Here is a 15499-nt window from a genome sequence, read left to right as displayed (position 1 = left end):
TTCCCTATGATGGGTAAGCTCGCGGCGCAGCATCCCCGACTGGGGCCTCCGAGAGGTTACACGAGCGCCGCTTCGGTGTGAAGGGTCAGCCCCCGCATTTGGTATGTCTGAACGCTCACATCACACTCTGCCCCGCAGAAACTAGGGCTTTCTACCAGTTCGACGGTACCGGACCAGAGATCACCACCCGCTGTGACCCTGGTCATATAAGGACCGGTTCCCGTGACGGAAGTGACGCGTACCTCGTCGATGCCCATCAGCCCGGTGCGTTCACGGACGAAATGCTCGGCCGCCTGCGCGGGCTCCGGCAGCCCGGCGCGGCCGCGCAACCGGTCGAGGACGACCTCGCCCCGCAGGTAGGCCTCGACCGCCTCCCGCGCGGAGGCCGCGTCGAGGTCCCCGTAGTACAGGGCGTGCGGCATGCAGACCATGTTGGCGGCGAAGCGGTCGCCGCCGACGTGGGTGGTCTCCCAGACCAGCCCGCCGTACCGCTCGGCGAGCCCGCGCGCCAGGGGCGCGCCCGTGCGGGCGCAGCAGGCGTTGCGCTTGCCGTGTGTGCACACCAGGACGACGGGCTCCTCGACGAGCTCTCCGAAGCCGGGGCGCCTGCCGCGGGCGACCGCGGCGAGGTCCAGCCCGGCCAGCTCCGCCGGGTCGGCGACCAGGCGCGTCTCCATCCACGGGCGGTGGCCCGACCAGCCGACGTAGACGCGCGTGGCGGAGGCGGCCGGGCGCCGGCCCGGCCGGCGGATGAGCTGGGGGCGCACCCCGTGCCGCAGCGCCTCGGCGACCAGCGGCAGGTCCATCTTCTCGATCTTGGGCGCCCAGGGGCCCGGGTGCTCCAGCAGCAGCCAGCTGTGCGGCTTGACGGTCGCGCTGGCCAGGCAGGGGCGCTCACCGGTGTGACTGCCGGGGCAGTGCTCACAGGAAGCCGAATGCACCACTGCCGTCACTCCTCCCCCGAAAAACTTAGTTAGGACACCCTAACCTAACTTGGCCTGCCCGGCCAAGGAGGAGTCACACCTCAAAGATCCTGTGATCTATCTCCCGCCTCGGCGGCCGCGGCCGCCACCAGTGCCTTCGCCGCGGGGAGCGCCGCCTCGCGGTCGGCCGCGACCAGGCCGATCCGGGTGCGGCGGTCCACAAGGTCGGCGGCGTCGAGCGCGCCCTCGTGGGCCAGCGCCCAGGCCCACTCGACGGCCAGGAACGGGCGGCCGGGCAGCACCGGCTCCAGCAGGGCGGGGTCGTCCCCGGCGAGCGCGGCCATGAGCGGGGCCTCGGCCCCGTAGCGGCGGGCCAGCCGGAGCGGCACCCGGACGGGAGCGGCCGGAGGGGTGGCCCCGGGCGCCCCGACGAGGGGGATCCCGGCGGTCCGGGAGGGCCCCGCGTCCAGGCCCAGCGCGTCCACCGCGTCCTGCGCCATGCGCCGGTAGGTGGTGAGCTTGCCGCCGACGACCGTCACGACCCCCTCGGGGGAGGTGAGGACGGCATGGCGGCGGGAGATGTCGGCCGTGCGGCCGTCCGCGTTCAGCAGGGGGCGGAGGCCCGCGAACGCGCCCAGCACGTCGGAGCGGCGGACGGTGGTGTCCAGGGCGATGCCGAGCAGGTCCAGCAGGAAGCCGATGTCGCCTTCCGTGGCGGCGGGGACGTCCGGGATCTCGTCGACGGGCTCGTCGGTGAGGCCGACGTAGATGCGCCCGTCGTCCTGGGGGAGGACCAGCGCGAAGCGGTTGAGGCTGCCGGGGACGGGCAGGTGGAGGCCCGCTTTGAGCGTGCCGAGCGCGTTCCCCTCGAGCACGAGATGCGTGCCGCGCGAGGGGCGCAGCTCGATGCCGGGGACCAGGCCGCCCGCCCACACGCCGGCGGCGTTGACGACCTTCCGCGCCCGCAGGTCCTTCACCTCGCCGGTCAGCTCGTCGCGCACCCGCACGCCTTCACCGGTGACCTCGATCGCCCTGCAGCGGGTGAGGATCCGGGCCCCGTGCCCGGCCGCGGTGCGCGCGATCGCGGTGACCAGGCGCGCGTCGTCGCACAACTGCCCGTCCCACGACAACAGCGCGCCGCGCAGCCCGTCCTCCCGCAGCGCCGGCGCCAGCCGCATCGTGTCCGCGTGCGACAACCGCAACGGGCCGGGCAGCACCTTGCGCGGCGTGCGCGCGGCGGTGCGCAGCATGTCCCCGGCACGCAGGCCGACGGCCGCCAGCGCCGCATTGCGGCGTGACATCAGCGGTGTCAGAGGCATCACGAACGGCATCGCGCGGATGAGATGGGGAGCGGTGCGCGTCATGAGGACGCCGCGTTCGACCGCGCTCTCGTAGGCGACGTCGAACTGCCCGGACGCCAGATAGCGCAGACCGCCGTGGACGAGCTTGGAACTCCACCGCGACGTGCCGAACGCCAGGTCCTGCGCGTCGATCGCGGTCACCTTGAGCCCCCGCGACGCGGCGTCGAGTGCGACTCCCGCGCCGGTGACGCCCAGGCCGATCACCAGCACGTCCGCGACGTCGTCGGCGGACGCGGCGAGTTCGCGGGCGCGCCTCGACGCGTTGAGAGAAGTGCTCGGATCGACACGGGCGTTCAATGCGGATTCCCTTCAGAGCCCTCGGGAGTGAGGAACCGGTGGAGCAGGAGGCGGAGTTCTTCGTCGAAACGCTCCGCGGAAAGGTCGCCTTCGCCGAGCATCGTGGGCAGCGACAGGGCGAATCCCTGCACGACCAGCAGCACGGCACGCGCCTGGCGGGCCGGAACGTCCGTGCGGACGCTGCCGTCTTCGTGGCCGCGGACGAGTTCGCGTTCGATGAGCTCCAGGAACGCCTCCTGGCTGGCGCCCGTCCGGGTGAGCAGGTAGGGGAGCAGGAGCTCGGGATCGACCTCCACGATCTTGCGCAGCAGCGGGTGCGCGCGGAAGGCGCCCGTGCCCCGCACCAGGGTGCCGACCAGCCGTTCGCGTGCGTCTCCTGCGCTTTCGGTCATGACGGACTCGGCGAGGGCGAGCCACTCGCGGGTCATCAGGTCCCCGACGATCGTCTGCACGTCCGGCCAGCGGCGGTAGAGCGTCATCCGGGAGACGCCCGCCCTGCGGGCGATGTCGGTGAGCGTGGTGCGGCGGACGCCCACGGCCAGCACGCAGTCGCGGGCCGCGTCGAGGACGGTGTCCTCACCGGTGCGGCCCGGCCGCCGTCCCGCTCGGTGGTTGTGACGAATCGACGTCATGTGTCACAGTGAACCACAAGAGTCCGGAAACCGAAGAATGGGAAGGAACGACGTGCCCGTGGAGATCTCGTGGTCGGGCTGGGGAGATCCCGCCAAGGCCACGCCCCTGTCCGAGTCGATCACCTCGCTGCTGCGCGAGGTGCTCGGAGTCGTGCCGCGGGACGAGCCGCCCGTCGACCTCGCCGCCATCGCGCCGCCCCCGCCCCGGCTGGACGCCGATGTGCTCGCCGCGCTCGGCGAGGTCGCCGAGGTGCGCACGGACGCCGAGACGCGGGTGCGGCACACCGGAGGCAAGTCCACGCCCGACCTGCTGCGCATCCGCCGCGGCGACACCGCCCAGACCCCCGACGCGGTCGTCCTGCCCGAGACCCACGAGGACGTCATGGCCGTCCTGGAGCTGGCCACCGAGCACGGGTTCGCGGTGGTCCCGTTCGGCGGCGGCACCTCGGTCGTCGGCGGACTCGCCCCGCAGGCGCCCGCGTTCGTCGCGCTGGACCTGCGCAGGCTAGACGCGCTCGGTGAGGTCGACGAGACCAGCCGCACCGCCACCCTCCAGGTGGGGCTGCGCGGCCCGCAGGCCGAGGCGCTCCTGGCCGGGCACGGCTACACCATCGGGCACTTCCCGCAGTCCTTCGAATGGGCGAGCATCGGCGGGTTCGCCGCCGCCCGCTCCAGCGGCCAGTCCTCCGCCGGATACGGCAGGTTCGACGAGCTGGTCGTCGGGATGACCGTCGCCACGCCCACCGGCACCCTGGTCCTGGGCCGGGCGCAGAAGTCCGCGGCCGGACCCGACCTGCGCCAGCTCGTCCTCGGCTCCGAGGGCGCGTTCGGCGTCATCACCTCGCTGACCGTGCGGATCCGGCCCGTACCGGAGGTCAAGCTCTACGAGGGCTGGAGCTTCCCCGACTTCGCCGTCGGCGCGGCCGCGCTGCGCAAACTGTCCCAGGACGGCCCGATGCCGACCGTCCTGCGCCTGTCGGACGAGACCGAGACGATGGTCGGCCTCGCCCGCGCCGGGAGCATCGGCGAAGGCGACTCCGGCTGCCTGGCCATCGTCGGCTACGAGGGCGAGCCCGACGAGGTGGCCGCCCGCAGGGACCGCACCCGCGCCGTCCTGGCCGCGCTCGGCGGCACCGACCTGGGCGCCGAGCCGGGCGAGAGCTGGGAGCACGGCCGGTTCGCCGCGCCCTACCTGCGCGACTCGCTGCTGGACGTGGGCGCCTTCGTCGAGACGCTGGAGACCACCACGTTCTGGTCGAACATCCCGGCGCTGTACGAGGCGGTCAAGGCGGCGCTCCCCGGCCACCTCGTGATGTGCCACATCTCCCACGTCTACGCCTCGTCCGCCTCCCTGTACTTCACGGTCGTCTCCGGGCAGATCACCCGGGACGCCGACTGGGACGCGGCCAAGACCGCGGTCAACGAGGCGATCATCGCGGCGGGCGGCTCGATCAGCCACCACCACGGCGTCGGCACCGAGCACCGCGCCGCCTACGCCGAGGAGATCGGCCCGGTGGGCGTGGAGGTCCTGCGCGCCGTGAAACGCGCCCTCGACCCCGCCGGGATCCTCAACCCCGGCATCCTGGTCCCGTGAGGACCTTCACGGCGGTCGTGAACCCGACCGCGGGCGACGCCTCCGCCGCCCGGACGCTCCTGGCGCTCGCCCGCCTGCTGCGCGACGGGGGCGCCGCGCTCCAGGTCGAGTACAGCCGGAGCCTCGCCCACGCCGGGGAGGTCGCCCGCGCCGCGGCCCTGCGCGGCGACACGGTGCTGGGCGTCGGCGGCGACGGCATCGTCGGCGCGGTCGGCGGCGCCCTGGCCGGGCTCGACGCCGAGTACGGCATCGTGCCCGCCGGGCGGGGCAACGACTTCGCCCGCCAGCTCGGGCTGCCCACCGGCGCGCCGGAACTCGCCGAGCTGCTGCTGCACGGCGGCTCGCGCCCGACCGACCTCATCGAGGTCAACGGGCGGCCCGGTCTCGGCAGCGTCTACACGGGCGTGGACGCCCTGGCCAACCTGTACGCCAACGAGACGAGGCTGCTGAAGGGCAAGGCCTCGTACACCTTCGGCGGGGCACGGGCCTTCGTCACCTGGAAACCGGTGACCTACACCGTCACGCTGGACGGCGAACGCCGGGAGCACCGCGCGTACACGGTGGTCGCCGCCAACTCCGGGTACTACGGCTTCAACCGCCACGTCGCCCCCGACGCCTCCGTGGACGACGGCCTGCTGGACGTCGTGATCATCCATCACATGTCCCCCCTGCTGTTCGCCACGGTGATGAACGAGCTGGAGACCGGCGCGCACGTCCGGCGGCCCCAGGTCGAGGTGCTGCGCGGAAAGGAGATCCGCATCGAGGCCTCCCGCGACCTGCCCTACGGCTGCGACGGCGAGCTGCCCGGCCGCCTCCCCGTCACCGCCCGTGTCCTGCCGGGAGCGCTTCGCGTGATCCGGCCGTAGTCTCGAGGTATGCGCACGATCCTGAATCTCATCTGGCTCGGGATCGTTCCTCGGCGCTCAGTATCACGCGGGGATCAACCAGCCCTTCGATTCGCATAGGCGGGAGGAAATCGCACGCAGGAACGGGCACTCGTGCCACCTCCGCAAGCGCCGCGTCGAGCTCGTCCCAAATTCCCTGTGCGACCCACTTGTTGAAGTACTTCGAGGCCGTGTTCGGTGAGCCGTACTCCTCGCGGAGCCTCGGCCAGGAGGCGCCGGTCCGGGCCTTGGCGAAGATGGCGTCCACCGAGCGTCGTACGCGATCGTGTCGGCCGGTGGGGAGCAGGTGGGAGACCCGTGTCCACTGCTCATCCGTCAGGTCGGTTGCCGGAACGTTCACTTCGGCCGCCCTGTACCAGGCTTGCACGGTGCAGGCGCGGCCTCCGGCTCGAACGGGCACCGGTCCCTCGATGAACACCTTCACGTTGAGTAGGCCGAGCACCTCACTCTGATCTTCCAGAGTCATGTCCGCCAGTCGGTGCTGAGCCGGTTCGGCGAGGGCCTTGAGGTTGCGGGCCCGGCGATCGGCTTCCTCGACCTCGGCCAGCCATGCAGCGGCCTCAGCGCGCATTTCCTCCAGTTGTTGCAACTCTTCGTTGAGGACCGACGTCGCGGTGGCGATGGCGTCCGGGGGCTGCTGCTGCTTGGCGGATACCAGGATCACGGCGGTGGTGGAAGCCTTCAGGGCATCGATCTGCCGGTCGAGGCCGGCGATCCGCTCGGCATGCACAGCCTGGTCGCCATGGGACATGCCGACCCATTCGGCGGCCAGCGCTTCCAGCTTGCGCGAGTCGCCGAGGAGGGTGACGATCTCCGACCAGACGCGCTTCTCCACCGCCTCGGCGTCCACGTACGAGCAGTCGCAGACCTCTTGACCAGGCACAGTGGCAGCCTTGCCGCGGCACCGGTAGCTGCGACGACCGTACGAGAGCGACTCATGGCTGATGCCGGTGTACGGAGCCGTGCAGAAGCCGATCAGACGGCCCGTGAGCGGATAGACCGCACGGTTGCGGCTGCTGGACTTCGCCCGCGCGGCGACCTTTCGGCGGAGTGCGGCGGCCTCGTCCTCGGACAGAACGCGCGGCAGCGAGATCGTCACCGACTCGCCCCAGAGCGGCCTGCCGTCCGCATCGGTCCTGGCGTTCGGGCCACGGAAGATCAGTTCGGCATCGAGCACGGCACGGGACATGATTCGATCGCGGAGGTTGGCCGCCGACCAGGGACGTCCCGAACGGCAGGTGATCCCCTCGGCGTTGAGACGGATGGCGCACTGGCGCAGGTTGAGCCCGTCGACCACCACCATGTTGTGGACGCGGCGTACGACAGCCTGCTCGGCTTCGTCGATGACCAAGCGCGAGGCGCCCTTGACGCCCTTCCCTTCGATCCGGTAGCCGTACGGAGGCTTGCCGCCGATGTGCGGCGACCCGGGCCCTTCGGCCTTCTCCTGGAGACCGCCTTGGGTGCGTGAGCGGATGTTCTCCCTTTCGGTCTCGGCGTAGTCGGCCTCCCGGCGCATCTGCACCTGTCCCTCGGGAGTGGTGTTGTCGATGTTCCGGTCGGTGATGGCCACGAAGATCCCCATGTCCTCCAGCGCCCAGACCCAGCGCCAGAAGGCTCGGCCGACACGGCCGATACGGTCGCCCTTCTCCACAACGACGAGGTCGAATCCACCGAGTTTCGCGTCCTCCATCAGCCGATCGAAATCTGGGCGTTCGCCCATCTCCTTGAAGCCTGAGATCCCCTCGTCCTTGTACGTGCCGATGTGCTCCCAGCCCTTGTTCGCGATGTGGCGGCTGTTCCTGCGCGCCTGGCTGGCGATGCCGTAACCGAACCTCTGCTCCTCGGTGCTCACCCGGAGATAGTCCACGGCCCGGAGGGCACGCGGCGTTGTGGTGTGGACGACCGTTTCGGTCGTGCCGCACAGGTGTGTGCTTGTATTCGTCATGTCGGCTCCTGAACAGTCGGCCGGCCCCGGGACGGTTGCAGCCGTCGCCGGGGCATTCAACGTGTGGCGAGAGTAAATGAATTACTCGCGGATTGCCGCAGTTTTATGACGAGCGCGCGGATTTGAAGGCCGTGGGGTCGACCATCAAACGCGAGAGGAATCAGCGCGTATCGCGATATGTTCTAACTCATGGACCAGGTTGAAACGGAACCGGTCGTCGGGTCGATGGGTCGGGTAGTCTCGGTGGTGGAGCCGCACACGGGTGACAGCCGTGTGCGGTCGCGAGACGCTGAGGGCGAGCCGTGGGAGGCCAGTCCATGAAGGTGATCGGTCTTGTGCTCAACGCGCTCTGGCTGCTCTTCTGCGGCATCTGGATGGCCATCGGGTATGTACTGGCCGGAATCATCTGCTGCATCCTTATTTTCACTATTCCATTTGGTGTGGCTTCCTTCCGTATCGCCGGGTATGTGTTGTGGCCGTTCGGGCGAACGGCGGTGAAGAAGCCGGATGCTGGTGCGCCGTCGTTCATCGGGAACGTGATCTGGTTTGTGTTCGCGGGCTGGTGGCTGGTGCTGGGTCATATCGCGACCAGCATTCCGCTGTTCCTGTCGATCATCGGCATCCCGTTCGGCTGGGCGAATCTGAAGATGATCCCGATCTCGCTGATGCCGCTGGGCAGGGAGATCGTGTCCTCGGACGACCCGCGCGGCTTCGGGGTGGGCTGAGCCGAAGGGCTGGACAGCCCTCTTTCGGCCGCGAGAGCATGGCGGCATGTCTGGCTACGCGCTGCCGCGCTCGGGCGAGGTCTTCTTCGACGCACGCGGTGACGGCCGCGCGCTGCGGTTGTCCTGGCACCCCGATGTGGACCTCGTGGTGCTCAGCCTGTGGAACCGCGACACCTGCGCCGCCACCTTCCGCCTGCCGACCGCCGAGCTGGCGGCGTTCATCGAGGTCCTCTCCCAGGGGCTGCCCGGGGCGCCCGTGCCCGCTCCCGCCGCGGCGCCGGACCCGGGCCCGCAGACCGCGCCCGACCTGCTTCCCGAGGGCGAGGAGCACGTCCCGCTGACGGGGCAACACCACCATCCCCGCTGAGTACTTGTCTCCGGGCGCCCCCTCGTGATCGTCTTGGCGGGTGAAGACGTCCCCCCGCAACTCACACCAGTCCACGTCCGGCGCGGGCTGGGGCTGCCGGGAACCCGGAACCTTCGAGGCGCTCGGACCGCAGGCCCCGCTGTCGTGGCTGCGCCCCTCGGTGTTGTGGCGTTCGCGCAACGACGTGATCGCCCGGTGGTTCGGCGACCCGGTGGACGACCTGCGGCGCCGCTGGGTGGGCGCCCCCGGCGACCAGCTGCTGCGCACCGAGGAGGGCGGCTTCTCGTTCCTCCTGCTGGGCGACACCGGCGAGGGCGACCGCTCCCAGTTCGCGGTGGTGCCCCCCGCGCTCAAGGCGGGCGCCGACACCGACTTCATGGTGATCGCCAGCGACGTCATCTACCCGACGGGGAGCATCAACGACTACCCGCACAAGTTCTTCCACGCCTACCAGGGCTACCAGGGGCCCATCTACGCGCTGCCCGGCAACCACGACTGGTACGACGGGCTCGAGGGGTTCATGCGGGTCTTCTGCGACCGGCGCGGCGACGGCTCGCCCGGGGGCTGGTGGAAGGGCCGCATGGGCTTCCTGGCCCGCCGGCTGTGGCGGCGCCCCGACCCCGCGGACGAGGGCGCGCTGGCCGAGGCGCGCAAGCTGCGCCCGGCGCCCGCCCAGCAGGGCGTGCAGCCGGGGCCGTACTGGATGATCGACAGCCCGCACCTGCGGATCGTGGGCATCGACACCGGGATCAGCGGCGGGATCGACCGCGACCAGGGGGAGTGGCTGCGCCGCGTCTCCGCCGACCCCCGGCCCAAGCTGCTGCTCACCGGCAAGCCCCTCTACCGCAACGACCGGTACCAGCCGTGCCCGATCGAGGGCGGCGGCACCGTCGACGAGATCGTCCGCTCGTCGGGCTACGTCGCGGTCATCGGCGGCGACATCCACAACTACCAGCGGTACTCCGTTGAGGTGGAGGCCGGGCGGAGGATCGAGTACCTGGTGGCCGGGGGCTCCGGGGCCTACATGCACGCCACCCACACCATCGGGCGCACCACCGTCGTGCCCGAGGAGGACTTCACCTGCTACCCGCTGCGCGGCGACTCGCTGGTGTTCTACAGCCGCCTGTACGGACGCCGCCTGCGCCGCCTGGGGCTGAAGAGGTTCTTCGACCTCTCCTACCCGGAGGCCGCCGCGGCGATCGCCGACCGCCTCGGCCTGGAGCCGACCCGGGAGGAGGGCAGGCGGGCGAGGGCGACCCGGAGGGCGAGGTTCATCGCGTTCCTGATGGGCGTGCCCAAGGGCGGGCGGGGCGCCCCCCGCAGGTTCCGGCTGCCCGTGGGGGAGGCCTACCGGAAGATCTTCTCCGAGGCCTTCGACGGCGACGACCCGCCCTTCTTCAAGAGCTTCCTGCGCGTCGACGTCACCGCCGACGAACTGCGCATCCGCTGCCTGGGCGTCTCGGGCTGCCGCGAGCACGAGCTCTCCCCGCCGGTCGAGCAGGACCTGCGGATCGGCCTCCGCGACGTGGGAGGGGTCACCTCCCCTACGGTCGCGTAAGGTTGTGTGCATCATGCAGGCTTAACGTCGTGAAAGACATCAAGTCCTATGTCGCGCTCGGCGACAGCTTCACCGAAGGCCTGAACGACCACGACGGCCCGGACCGGTTCCGCGGCTGGGCCGACCGGCTCGCCGGGCACATCGACGCCGTCCAGCCGGGGCTGCGGTACGCCAACCTGGCGATCCGCGGGAAACTGCTGCGCCAGGTCGCCGAAGAGCAGGTGCCGTGCGCCGTGGAGATGGCCCCCGACCTGGTCACCTTCTCCGCGGGCGGCAACGACATGCTGCGTCCGGGCGCCGACCCGGACGTCATCGCCTCCCTGTACCTGGACTGCGTGCGCAGGCTGCGGGCCGCCGGGTCCGAGGTCGTGGTCTTCACCGGTTTCGACCCCAAGCAGCGCGGGATGAACGGGCGCGGGGGCGACGGCAGGTGGCGCGGCAAGGTGGCCACGCTCAACCTGCACATCCGCTCCATCGCCGACCGCTACGACCTGAAGGTCGTCGACCTGTGGTCGATGTCGGTGCTGTCGCACGACGGCGCCTGGCACGAGGACCGGCTGCACCTGACGTCCGAGGGGCACCGCAGGCTCTCCCTGGCGATCGCGGAGATCCTCGGCGTCCCGGTGGAGGGCGACTGGCGCTCCCCGTGGCCGAAGAACCCCCGCAAGTCCTGGCAGGAGTCCACCCGCGAGGACCTCTACTGGGCCAGGAACTACTTCCTGCCGTGGGTGGAGCGCCGCATCAAGGGCCAGTCGTCCGGCGACGGGCGCCTGCCCAAGCGGCCCGAGCTCGACCTGCTGTGACGCCGCGGCGGCGGCGGGCCCGGGAGAGAGGACCCGCCGCCGCACCGGTCAGGGGCGGTTGCGGCCGCGCATCGACTTGTGGATGACCTTCCACTGCCGGGTGCGCTCGGCGCGCAGCCTGGCGTCGGTGCGCGAGGCCGCCCACTCGGCCTCGCGGCGGAGCTTCCGCCAGGAGGCCAGGCGCCGCTCGGGCAGGTCGCCGGACTCGACGGCCGCCAGGACCGCGCAGCCCGGTTCGCCCTCGTGCGCGCAGTCGGCGAACCGGCACTCCCCGGCCAGTTCCTCGACGTCGGAGAAGGCCAGCGCCAGGCCGTCCCCGGCGTCGTGGAGGCCGATCCCGCGCAGGCCCGGCGTGTCGATGATCATCCCGCCGCCGGGCAGGATCAGCAGCTCCCGGTGCACGGTGGTGTGCCGGCCGCGCCCGTCGGCCTCCCGGATCGCCCCGGTCTGCATGAGCTCGGCCCCCGCCAGCGCGTTGACCAGGGTCGACTTGCCCGCTCCCGAGCGGCCGAGCAGCACGGCCGTCTCGCCCGGGGCGGGGCGCAGCGCGTCCAGGCCCTCCCCGGTGCGCGCCGAGACGAGGCGCACCTCGGCGCCCGGAGCGGCGGCGGCGATCCCGTCCAGGAGGCCGTCCGGATCGGCCAGATCGGCCTTGGTGACCACGACGACCGGACGGGCGCCGCTCTCCCACGCCAGGGTGAGCAGCCGTTCGATCCGGCCGAGGTCGGGCTCGGGCAGGGCGGGCTCCACCACGTGGACCACGTCCACGTTGGCGGCCAGCACCTGCCCGTGGGAGTCGCCGGGCCGCACCCCGGCGCGCACGATGCTCGTCCGCCGGGGCAGCACGCCGCGGATCGCGGTGTCGAAGGCGACCCAGTCGCCCACGCAGGGCAGCGCGACGGGGTCATGGGAGGCGGCGCGGGTGAGCGTTCCGCTCCACGGGACGCGGCGCTCGCCGTGCTCGCAGAGCACGTCGCAGGAGCCGCGGTCGACCCGGGAGACCCTCCCGGCGGTGTACCCCGGCTCCAGGGCGGCGGAGAAGGACGCGTCGAAGCCGAGGGAGAAGAGAGAGAAAGCCACTGAGGTGGCGCCTTTCACGAACGGCGCCGGCCTGAGCGTCAGAGGTTCAGGCGGGCGCCTGGGAGACCAGGACCTGGGAACGGCCTGTCACAACGACGGTCTTCATCCGGCCCTGCCTCTCACCTGTGCCGCGTCCCTCGCGGTCCGGCCACGATATCCCCGGAGCGGCGGGGAGGGCGACACATTTAATGTGCCGATCTTGTGGCATGAAAAGAGCTTTCGGTGCATAGTCGGACGATGCTGAAACTGGCTCCGGTGGCTTCCGACCCGTTCACCCTGCGCCGGAGGACCGGGGACCTGGCCGAGGGGGCGGCCAGGCTGGCACGGGACATCGAGGCGGCCCCGGTGGCCCGGGTGCTCGCCGACGCCAACCGCACCGCCGTCCGCCGGGGCCCCACGACGGCCTTCGGGCAGATGGACCCCCGGCCGGTCGACTGGTTCACCCTCGAGGACTCCGACGACGACACCCGCGACTGGTACCCGCAGGGCCTGACCTGCGCCTCGGACGCCGGCCACGGGTCCGGCGCCTTCATCGCGAGCTGGTACTGGAAGCCGGAGCTGGCGACCGAGGAGCGCGGGATCCGGCTGACCTTCCTGGACCCGGAGAACGGGCGGTACCGGCACGTGCTGGCCGTCACCGGGCGGCCGGACGGCGGCTACTCGCCGATCGACATCCACGCCGGGGGCGTCGCCTGGTACCGCGACCACCTGTACGTCGCCGACACCACGCGCGGGCTGCGGGTGTTCGACCTGCGGCAGATCCTCGACCTGCGGTCCGTCCAGGACGGCACCGGCGACCGCAACCGGATCGGCCGCAAGGACGGCGGCTACCACGCCTACGGGTACCGCTACATCCTGCCGCAGTGCGACGCCTGGCGCCCGGCCGTGCTCGGCGCCCGGTTCTCCTTCGCCTCCGTCGACCGCTCCGCCGAGCCCGACCTCCTGGTCGGCGGCGAGTACGTGGACCGGCCCGGCGAGACGGGAAGGCTGGCGCGCTGGCGGCTGGCGTCCGACGGGACGCTGGCGAACCGGGAGGGGACCGCCGAGGCCGAGGACGCCTACCGGCTGCCCGCGGGCAAGATCCAGGGCGCCGTCTCGCACCGGGGCACCTGGTACCTCAGCCAGGCGGGGACCGGGGCGATCCGCGGCAGCCTGCTGGTCGGGCGGGTCGGCGAGGAGCCGGAGGCGCGCGCCTACCCCTTCGGGCCCGAGGACCTCACCGTCCAGCGGTCCGAGGGCCGGCTCTGGAGCATCACCGAGTTCCCCCGCCGCCGCGCCCTGTTCGCCGTCCCCCTCTGACGGAGACCCCGCCCGGAGCGCGGGAATGTCCGCCGCACCCGCCAGAATGAACACATGTTCTACGCGGTGGCGCCCGAGGGGGAGAGGGGCGGGGTCCTGCGGGCGCTGTCCCGGGACGGGCGGCCCGCCGGGGAGCCCGAGCCCGTCCCCGACCTGGCGGCGGCCGTCGCCGAACGGGAGCGGCGGTCGGCCCCGCGCTGGGTGTGGGCGTCCACGGCCCGGATCTACCCCCGGCTGCTGCGCGCCGGGGTGCGGGTGGCCCGCTGCCACGACCTGGAGCTGACCGAGGCGCTGCTGCTGGCGTTCGACGGCCGGCCGGGGGAGTCCAGGTCGGTTCCCGCCGCGCTGGCCCGGCTGCGCGGCCTGCCGCCGCCGGAGGAGTCGCACGAGGAGGAGGGCGAGCAGCAGTCCCTCTTCGGCGGGGCGGTCGAGCCCCTGATCGAGGCGGTCACGCAGGTGTACGGCGCCCAGGCCGCCCGGCTGGAGGGCCGGCTGCGGCTGCTGGCGGCCGCCGAGTCCGCGGGCGGCCTGATCGCCGCGGAGATGAGCCACGAGGGCCTGCCGTGGCGGGCCGACGTGCACGACGAGCTGCTCACCGGCCTGCTGGGGCCGCGACCGTCTCCCGGCCTGCGGCCCCGCCTGCTCCAGGACCTGGCCGACCGCATCGCCGCGGCGTTCGGCCACCCGGTGAATCCCGACTCCCCGCAGCAGCTGGTGAAGGCCTTCGCCGGGGCGGGCTTCCCGGTCGCCTCCACCCGCGCGTACGTGCTGAAGGGCGTCGCCCACCCGGCCGTGCCGCTGGTCCTGGAGTACAAGGAGTTCGCCCGGCTGCACACCGCCCACGGCTGGTCCTGGCTCGACACCTGGGCCAAGGGCGGCCGTTTCCGTCCCGAGTACGTCGTCGGCGGCGTGGTCTCGGGGCGCTGGGCGACCCGGGGCGGCGGCGCGCTCCAGATCCCCAAGGTCCTGCGCCGCGCCGTGGTCGCCGATCCCGGCCACGTCCTGATCGTCGCCGACGCGGCCCAGCTGGAGCCCCGCGTCCTGGCGGCGCTGGCGGGCGACGCGGCCTTCGCCGAGGCCGCCGCCCAGGGCGACCTCTACGCCGCCCTGGCCGAGGTCTTCTCCGACACCCCCGGTGGCCCCTCCGCCCGCGACAAGGCCAAGATCGCCATGCTGTCGGCCATGTACGGCGGCGGCACGGGCGAGGCCGTCCAGCTCCTGACCGTCCTCAAGCAGCGTTTCCCGGCGGCGTTCGAGTACGTGGAGTCGGCCGCCCGCGCGGGGGAGCGGGGCGAGATGGTCCGCTCCCTGCTCGGCCGCACCTGCCCTCCGGCCTCCGCCGAGTACCGCGACCTCATCACCACCGAGGCGGGCCGCGCCGCCGCCGCCTCCCGCGGCCGCTTCACCCGCAACTTCGTCGTCCAGGCCACCGCCGCCGAATGGGCGCTGGCCTTCATGGCGCTCCTGCGCCCCCGCCTGCCCGGCGGCGCCCACCTCGTCTTCTTCCAGCACGACGAGGTCATCGTCCACGCTCCCGAGGGGGAGGCCGAGGCCGTCACCCGCGCCCTGCACGCCGCCGCCGCCGAGGCCGCCCGCCTGCTCTTCGGCTCCACCTCCGTCGTCTTCCCCATGGAGGCCGCCACCGTCCCCTGCTACGCCGACGCCAAGTGAGGCGGCACGCCTGTCTGATCCGTCACGGTCTGGCACGGGGGGAGGCGGGGTAGGACGCGGGCATGGAGGAGAACCAGGAGAGACTCGATGACCTTCCGTCGGAGGAGCTTCACGACCGGGCGGTGAAACTCGCGCTGCACCGGAAGGACGCGGGCTTCTTCTGGCGGCTGCTGAGCGACATCCCCGCCGCGGAGGCCGCGCTCGGCAACATGGAGCGCAGCGAGACCGACCTCATGCGCGTCTTCGGCCTGGTCACCGACTTCTTCGGCGCGGGCGAGGGCGAGCTGGCCGACGCCCTCCGCCCCGTCTACCTGGACTACCTGCGCTCCCCCGGGTGAC

General features: G+C 72.1%; 14 protein-coding genes. 9 read left to right on the top strand and 5 right to left on the bottom strand.

Going from position 1 to position 15499, the window contains the following annotated elements:
• Window positions 1-56: 56 nt before the first annotated feature.
• The 3 genes from C2865_RS16115 to C2865_RS16105 form a co-directional block, all read right to left on the bottom strand.
• Window positions 57-944 carry a sucrase ferredoxin gene (locus tag C2865_RS16115; RefSeq protein WP_106399256.1) on the bottom strand — a complete coding sequence of 296 codons (888 nt, stop codon included), beginning with the start codon at window positions 942-944 and terminating at the stop codon, window positions 57-59.
• Window positions 945-1024: 80 nt separating this feature from the next.
• A complete protein-coding gene (locus tag C2865_RS16110; RefSeq protein ID WP_106399255.1) occupies window positions 1025-2581 on the bottom strand; it encodes a glycerol-3-phosphate dehydrogenase/oxidase in 1557 nt (518 codons plus the stop codon).
• Window positions 2578-3213, bottom strand: a complete 636-nt coding sequence (locus C2865_RS16105; RefSeq protein ID WP_106399254.1) for a TetR/AcrR family transcriptional regulator — start codon at window positions 3211-3213, stop codon at window positions 2578-2580. The genes C2865_RS16110 and C2865_RS16105 overlap by 4 nt, the downstream gene beginning before the upstream one ends.
• 37 nt (window positions 3214-3250) lie before the next feature.
• Between C2865_RS16105 and C2865_RS40750 the strand changes: the two genes are divergently transcribed.
• Both C2865_RS40750 and C2865_RS40745 read left to right on the top strand, forming a co-directional pair.
• Entirely contained in the window at window positions 3251-4807 is a 1557-nt protein-coding gene (locus C2865_RS40750; RefSeq protein WP_106399253.1) for an FAD-binding oxidoreductase, read from the top strand.
• A complete protein-coding gene (locus C2865_RS40745) occupies window positions 4804-5673 on the top strand; it encodes a diacylglycerol/lipid kinase family protein (protein ID WP_106399252.1) in 870 nt (289 codons plus the stop codon). Before C2865_RS40750 ends, C2865_RS40745 begins: the two co-directional genes overlap by 4 nt.
• Before the next feature lie 28 nt (window positions 5674-5701).
• On the opposite strand, the gene C2865_RS16090 is transcribed toward C2865_RS40745, so the two are convergent.
• A complete protein-coding gene (locus C2865_RS16090) occupies window positions 5702-7657 on the bottom strand; it encodes a recombinase family protein (RefSeq protein ID WP_106399251.1) in 1956 nt (651 codons plus the stop codon).
• 317 nt (window positions 7658-7974) lie between these two features.
• Here C2865_RS16090 and C2865_RS16085 point away from each other — a divergent pair, with 317 nt between their 5' ends.
• Genes C2865_RS16085 through C2865_RS16070 form a run of 4 tightly spaced genes read left to right on the top strand, consistent with a single transcriptional unit; the run spans window position 7975 to window position 11110 of the window.
• Window positions 7975-8382, top strand: a complete 408-nt coding sequence (locus tag C2865_RS16085) for a YccF domain-containing protein (protein WP_106399250.1) — start codon at window positions 7975-7977, stop codon at window positions 8380-8382.
• A 46-nt stretch (window positions 8383-8428) separates the two neighbouring features.
• Window positions 8429-8749 carry a hypothetical protein gene (locus C2865_RS16080; RefSeq protein ID WP_106399249.1) on the top strand — a complete coding sequence of 107 codons (321 nt, stop codon included), beginning with the start codon at window positions 8429-8431 and terminating at the stop codon, window positions 8747-8749.
• A gap of 40 nt (window positions 8750-8789) precedes the next feature.
• Window positions 8790-10307: a metallophosphoesterase family protein gene (locus tag C2865_RS16075; RefSeq protein WP_106399248.1), complete on the top strand. Its 1518-nt coding sequence runs from the start codon at window positions 8790-8792 to the stop codon at window positions 10305-10307.
• Between the two features lie 29 nt (window positions 10308-10336).
• The gene (locus C2865_RS16070; protein WP_232835628.1) at window positions 10337-11110 is read left to right on the top strand and encodes an SGNH/GDSL hydrolase family protein; all 774 of its coding nucleotides are present in this window, start codon (window positions 10337-10339) and stop codon (window positions 11108-11110) included.
• Between the two features lie 48 nt (window positions 11111-11158).
• Here C2865_RS16070 and rsgA read toward each other — a convergent pair whose 3' ends face one another.
• Window positions 11159-12190 (bottom strand): ribosome small subunit-dependent GTPase A, encoded by a 1032-nt coding sequence (gene rsgA, locus C2865_RS16065; protein WP_106399246.1) that lies wholly within the window; start codon window positions 12188-12190, stop codon window positions 11159-11161.
• Window positions 12191-12427: 237 nt separating this feature from the next.
• On the opposite strand from rsgA, the gene C2865_RS16060 reads away from it, so the two are divergent.
• The 3 genes from C2865_RS16060 to C2865_RS16050 all read left to right on the top strand — a co-directional run bounded on the left by C2865_RS16060 (window position 12428) and on the right by C2865_RS16050 (window position 15498).
• Window positions 12428-13489 (top strand): hypothetical protein, encoded by a 1062-nt coding sequence (locus C2865_RS16060; RefSeq protein ID WP_106399245.1) that lies wholly within the window; start codon window positions 12428-12430, stop codon window positions 13487-13489.
• A gap of 54 nt (window positions 13490-13543) precedes the next feature.
• On the top strand, window positions 13544-15160 hold the full coding sequence (locus C2865_RS16055) for a bifunctional 3'-5' exonuclease/DNA polymerase (RefSeq protein ID WP_106399244.1): 1617 nt from the start codon (window positions 13544-13546) through the stop codon (window positions 15158-15160).
• A 62-nt stretch (window positions 15161-15222) separates the two neighbouring features.
• Entirely contained in the window at window positions 15223-15498 is a 276-nt protein-coding gene (locus C2865_RS16050) for a hypothetical protein (protein WP_106399243.1), read from the top strand.
• Window position 15499 lies beyond the last annotated feature (1 nt).

Source organism: Actinocorallia populi (assembly GCF_002995495.1).
In the GTDB taxonomy this organism is placed as follows: domain Bacteria; phylum Actinomycetota; class Actinomycetes; order Streptosporangiales; family Streptosporangiaceae; genus Actinocorallia; species Actinocorallia populi.
Note: the sequence above shows the minus strand (reverse complement) of the source record. Positions and strands in the feature narration are given on the sequence as shown.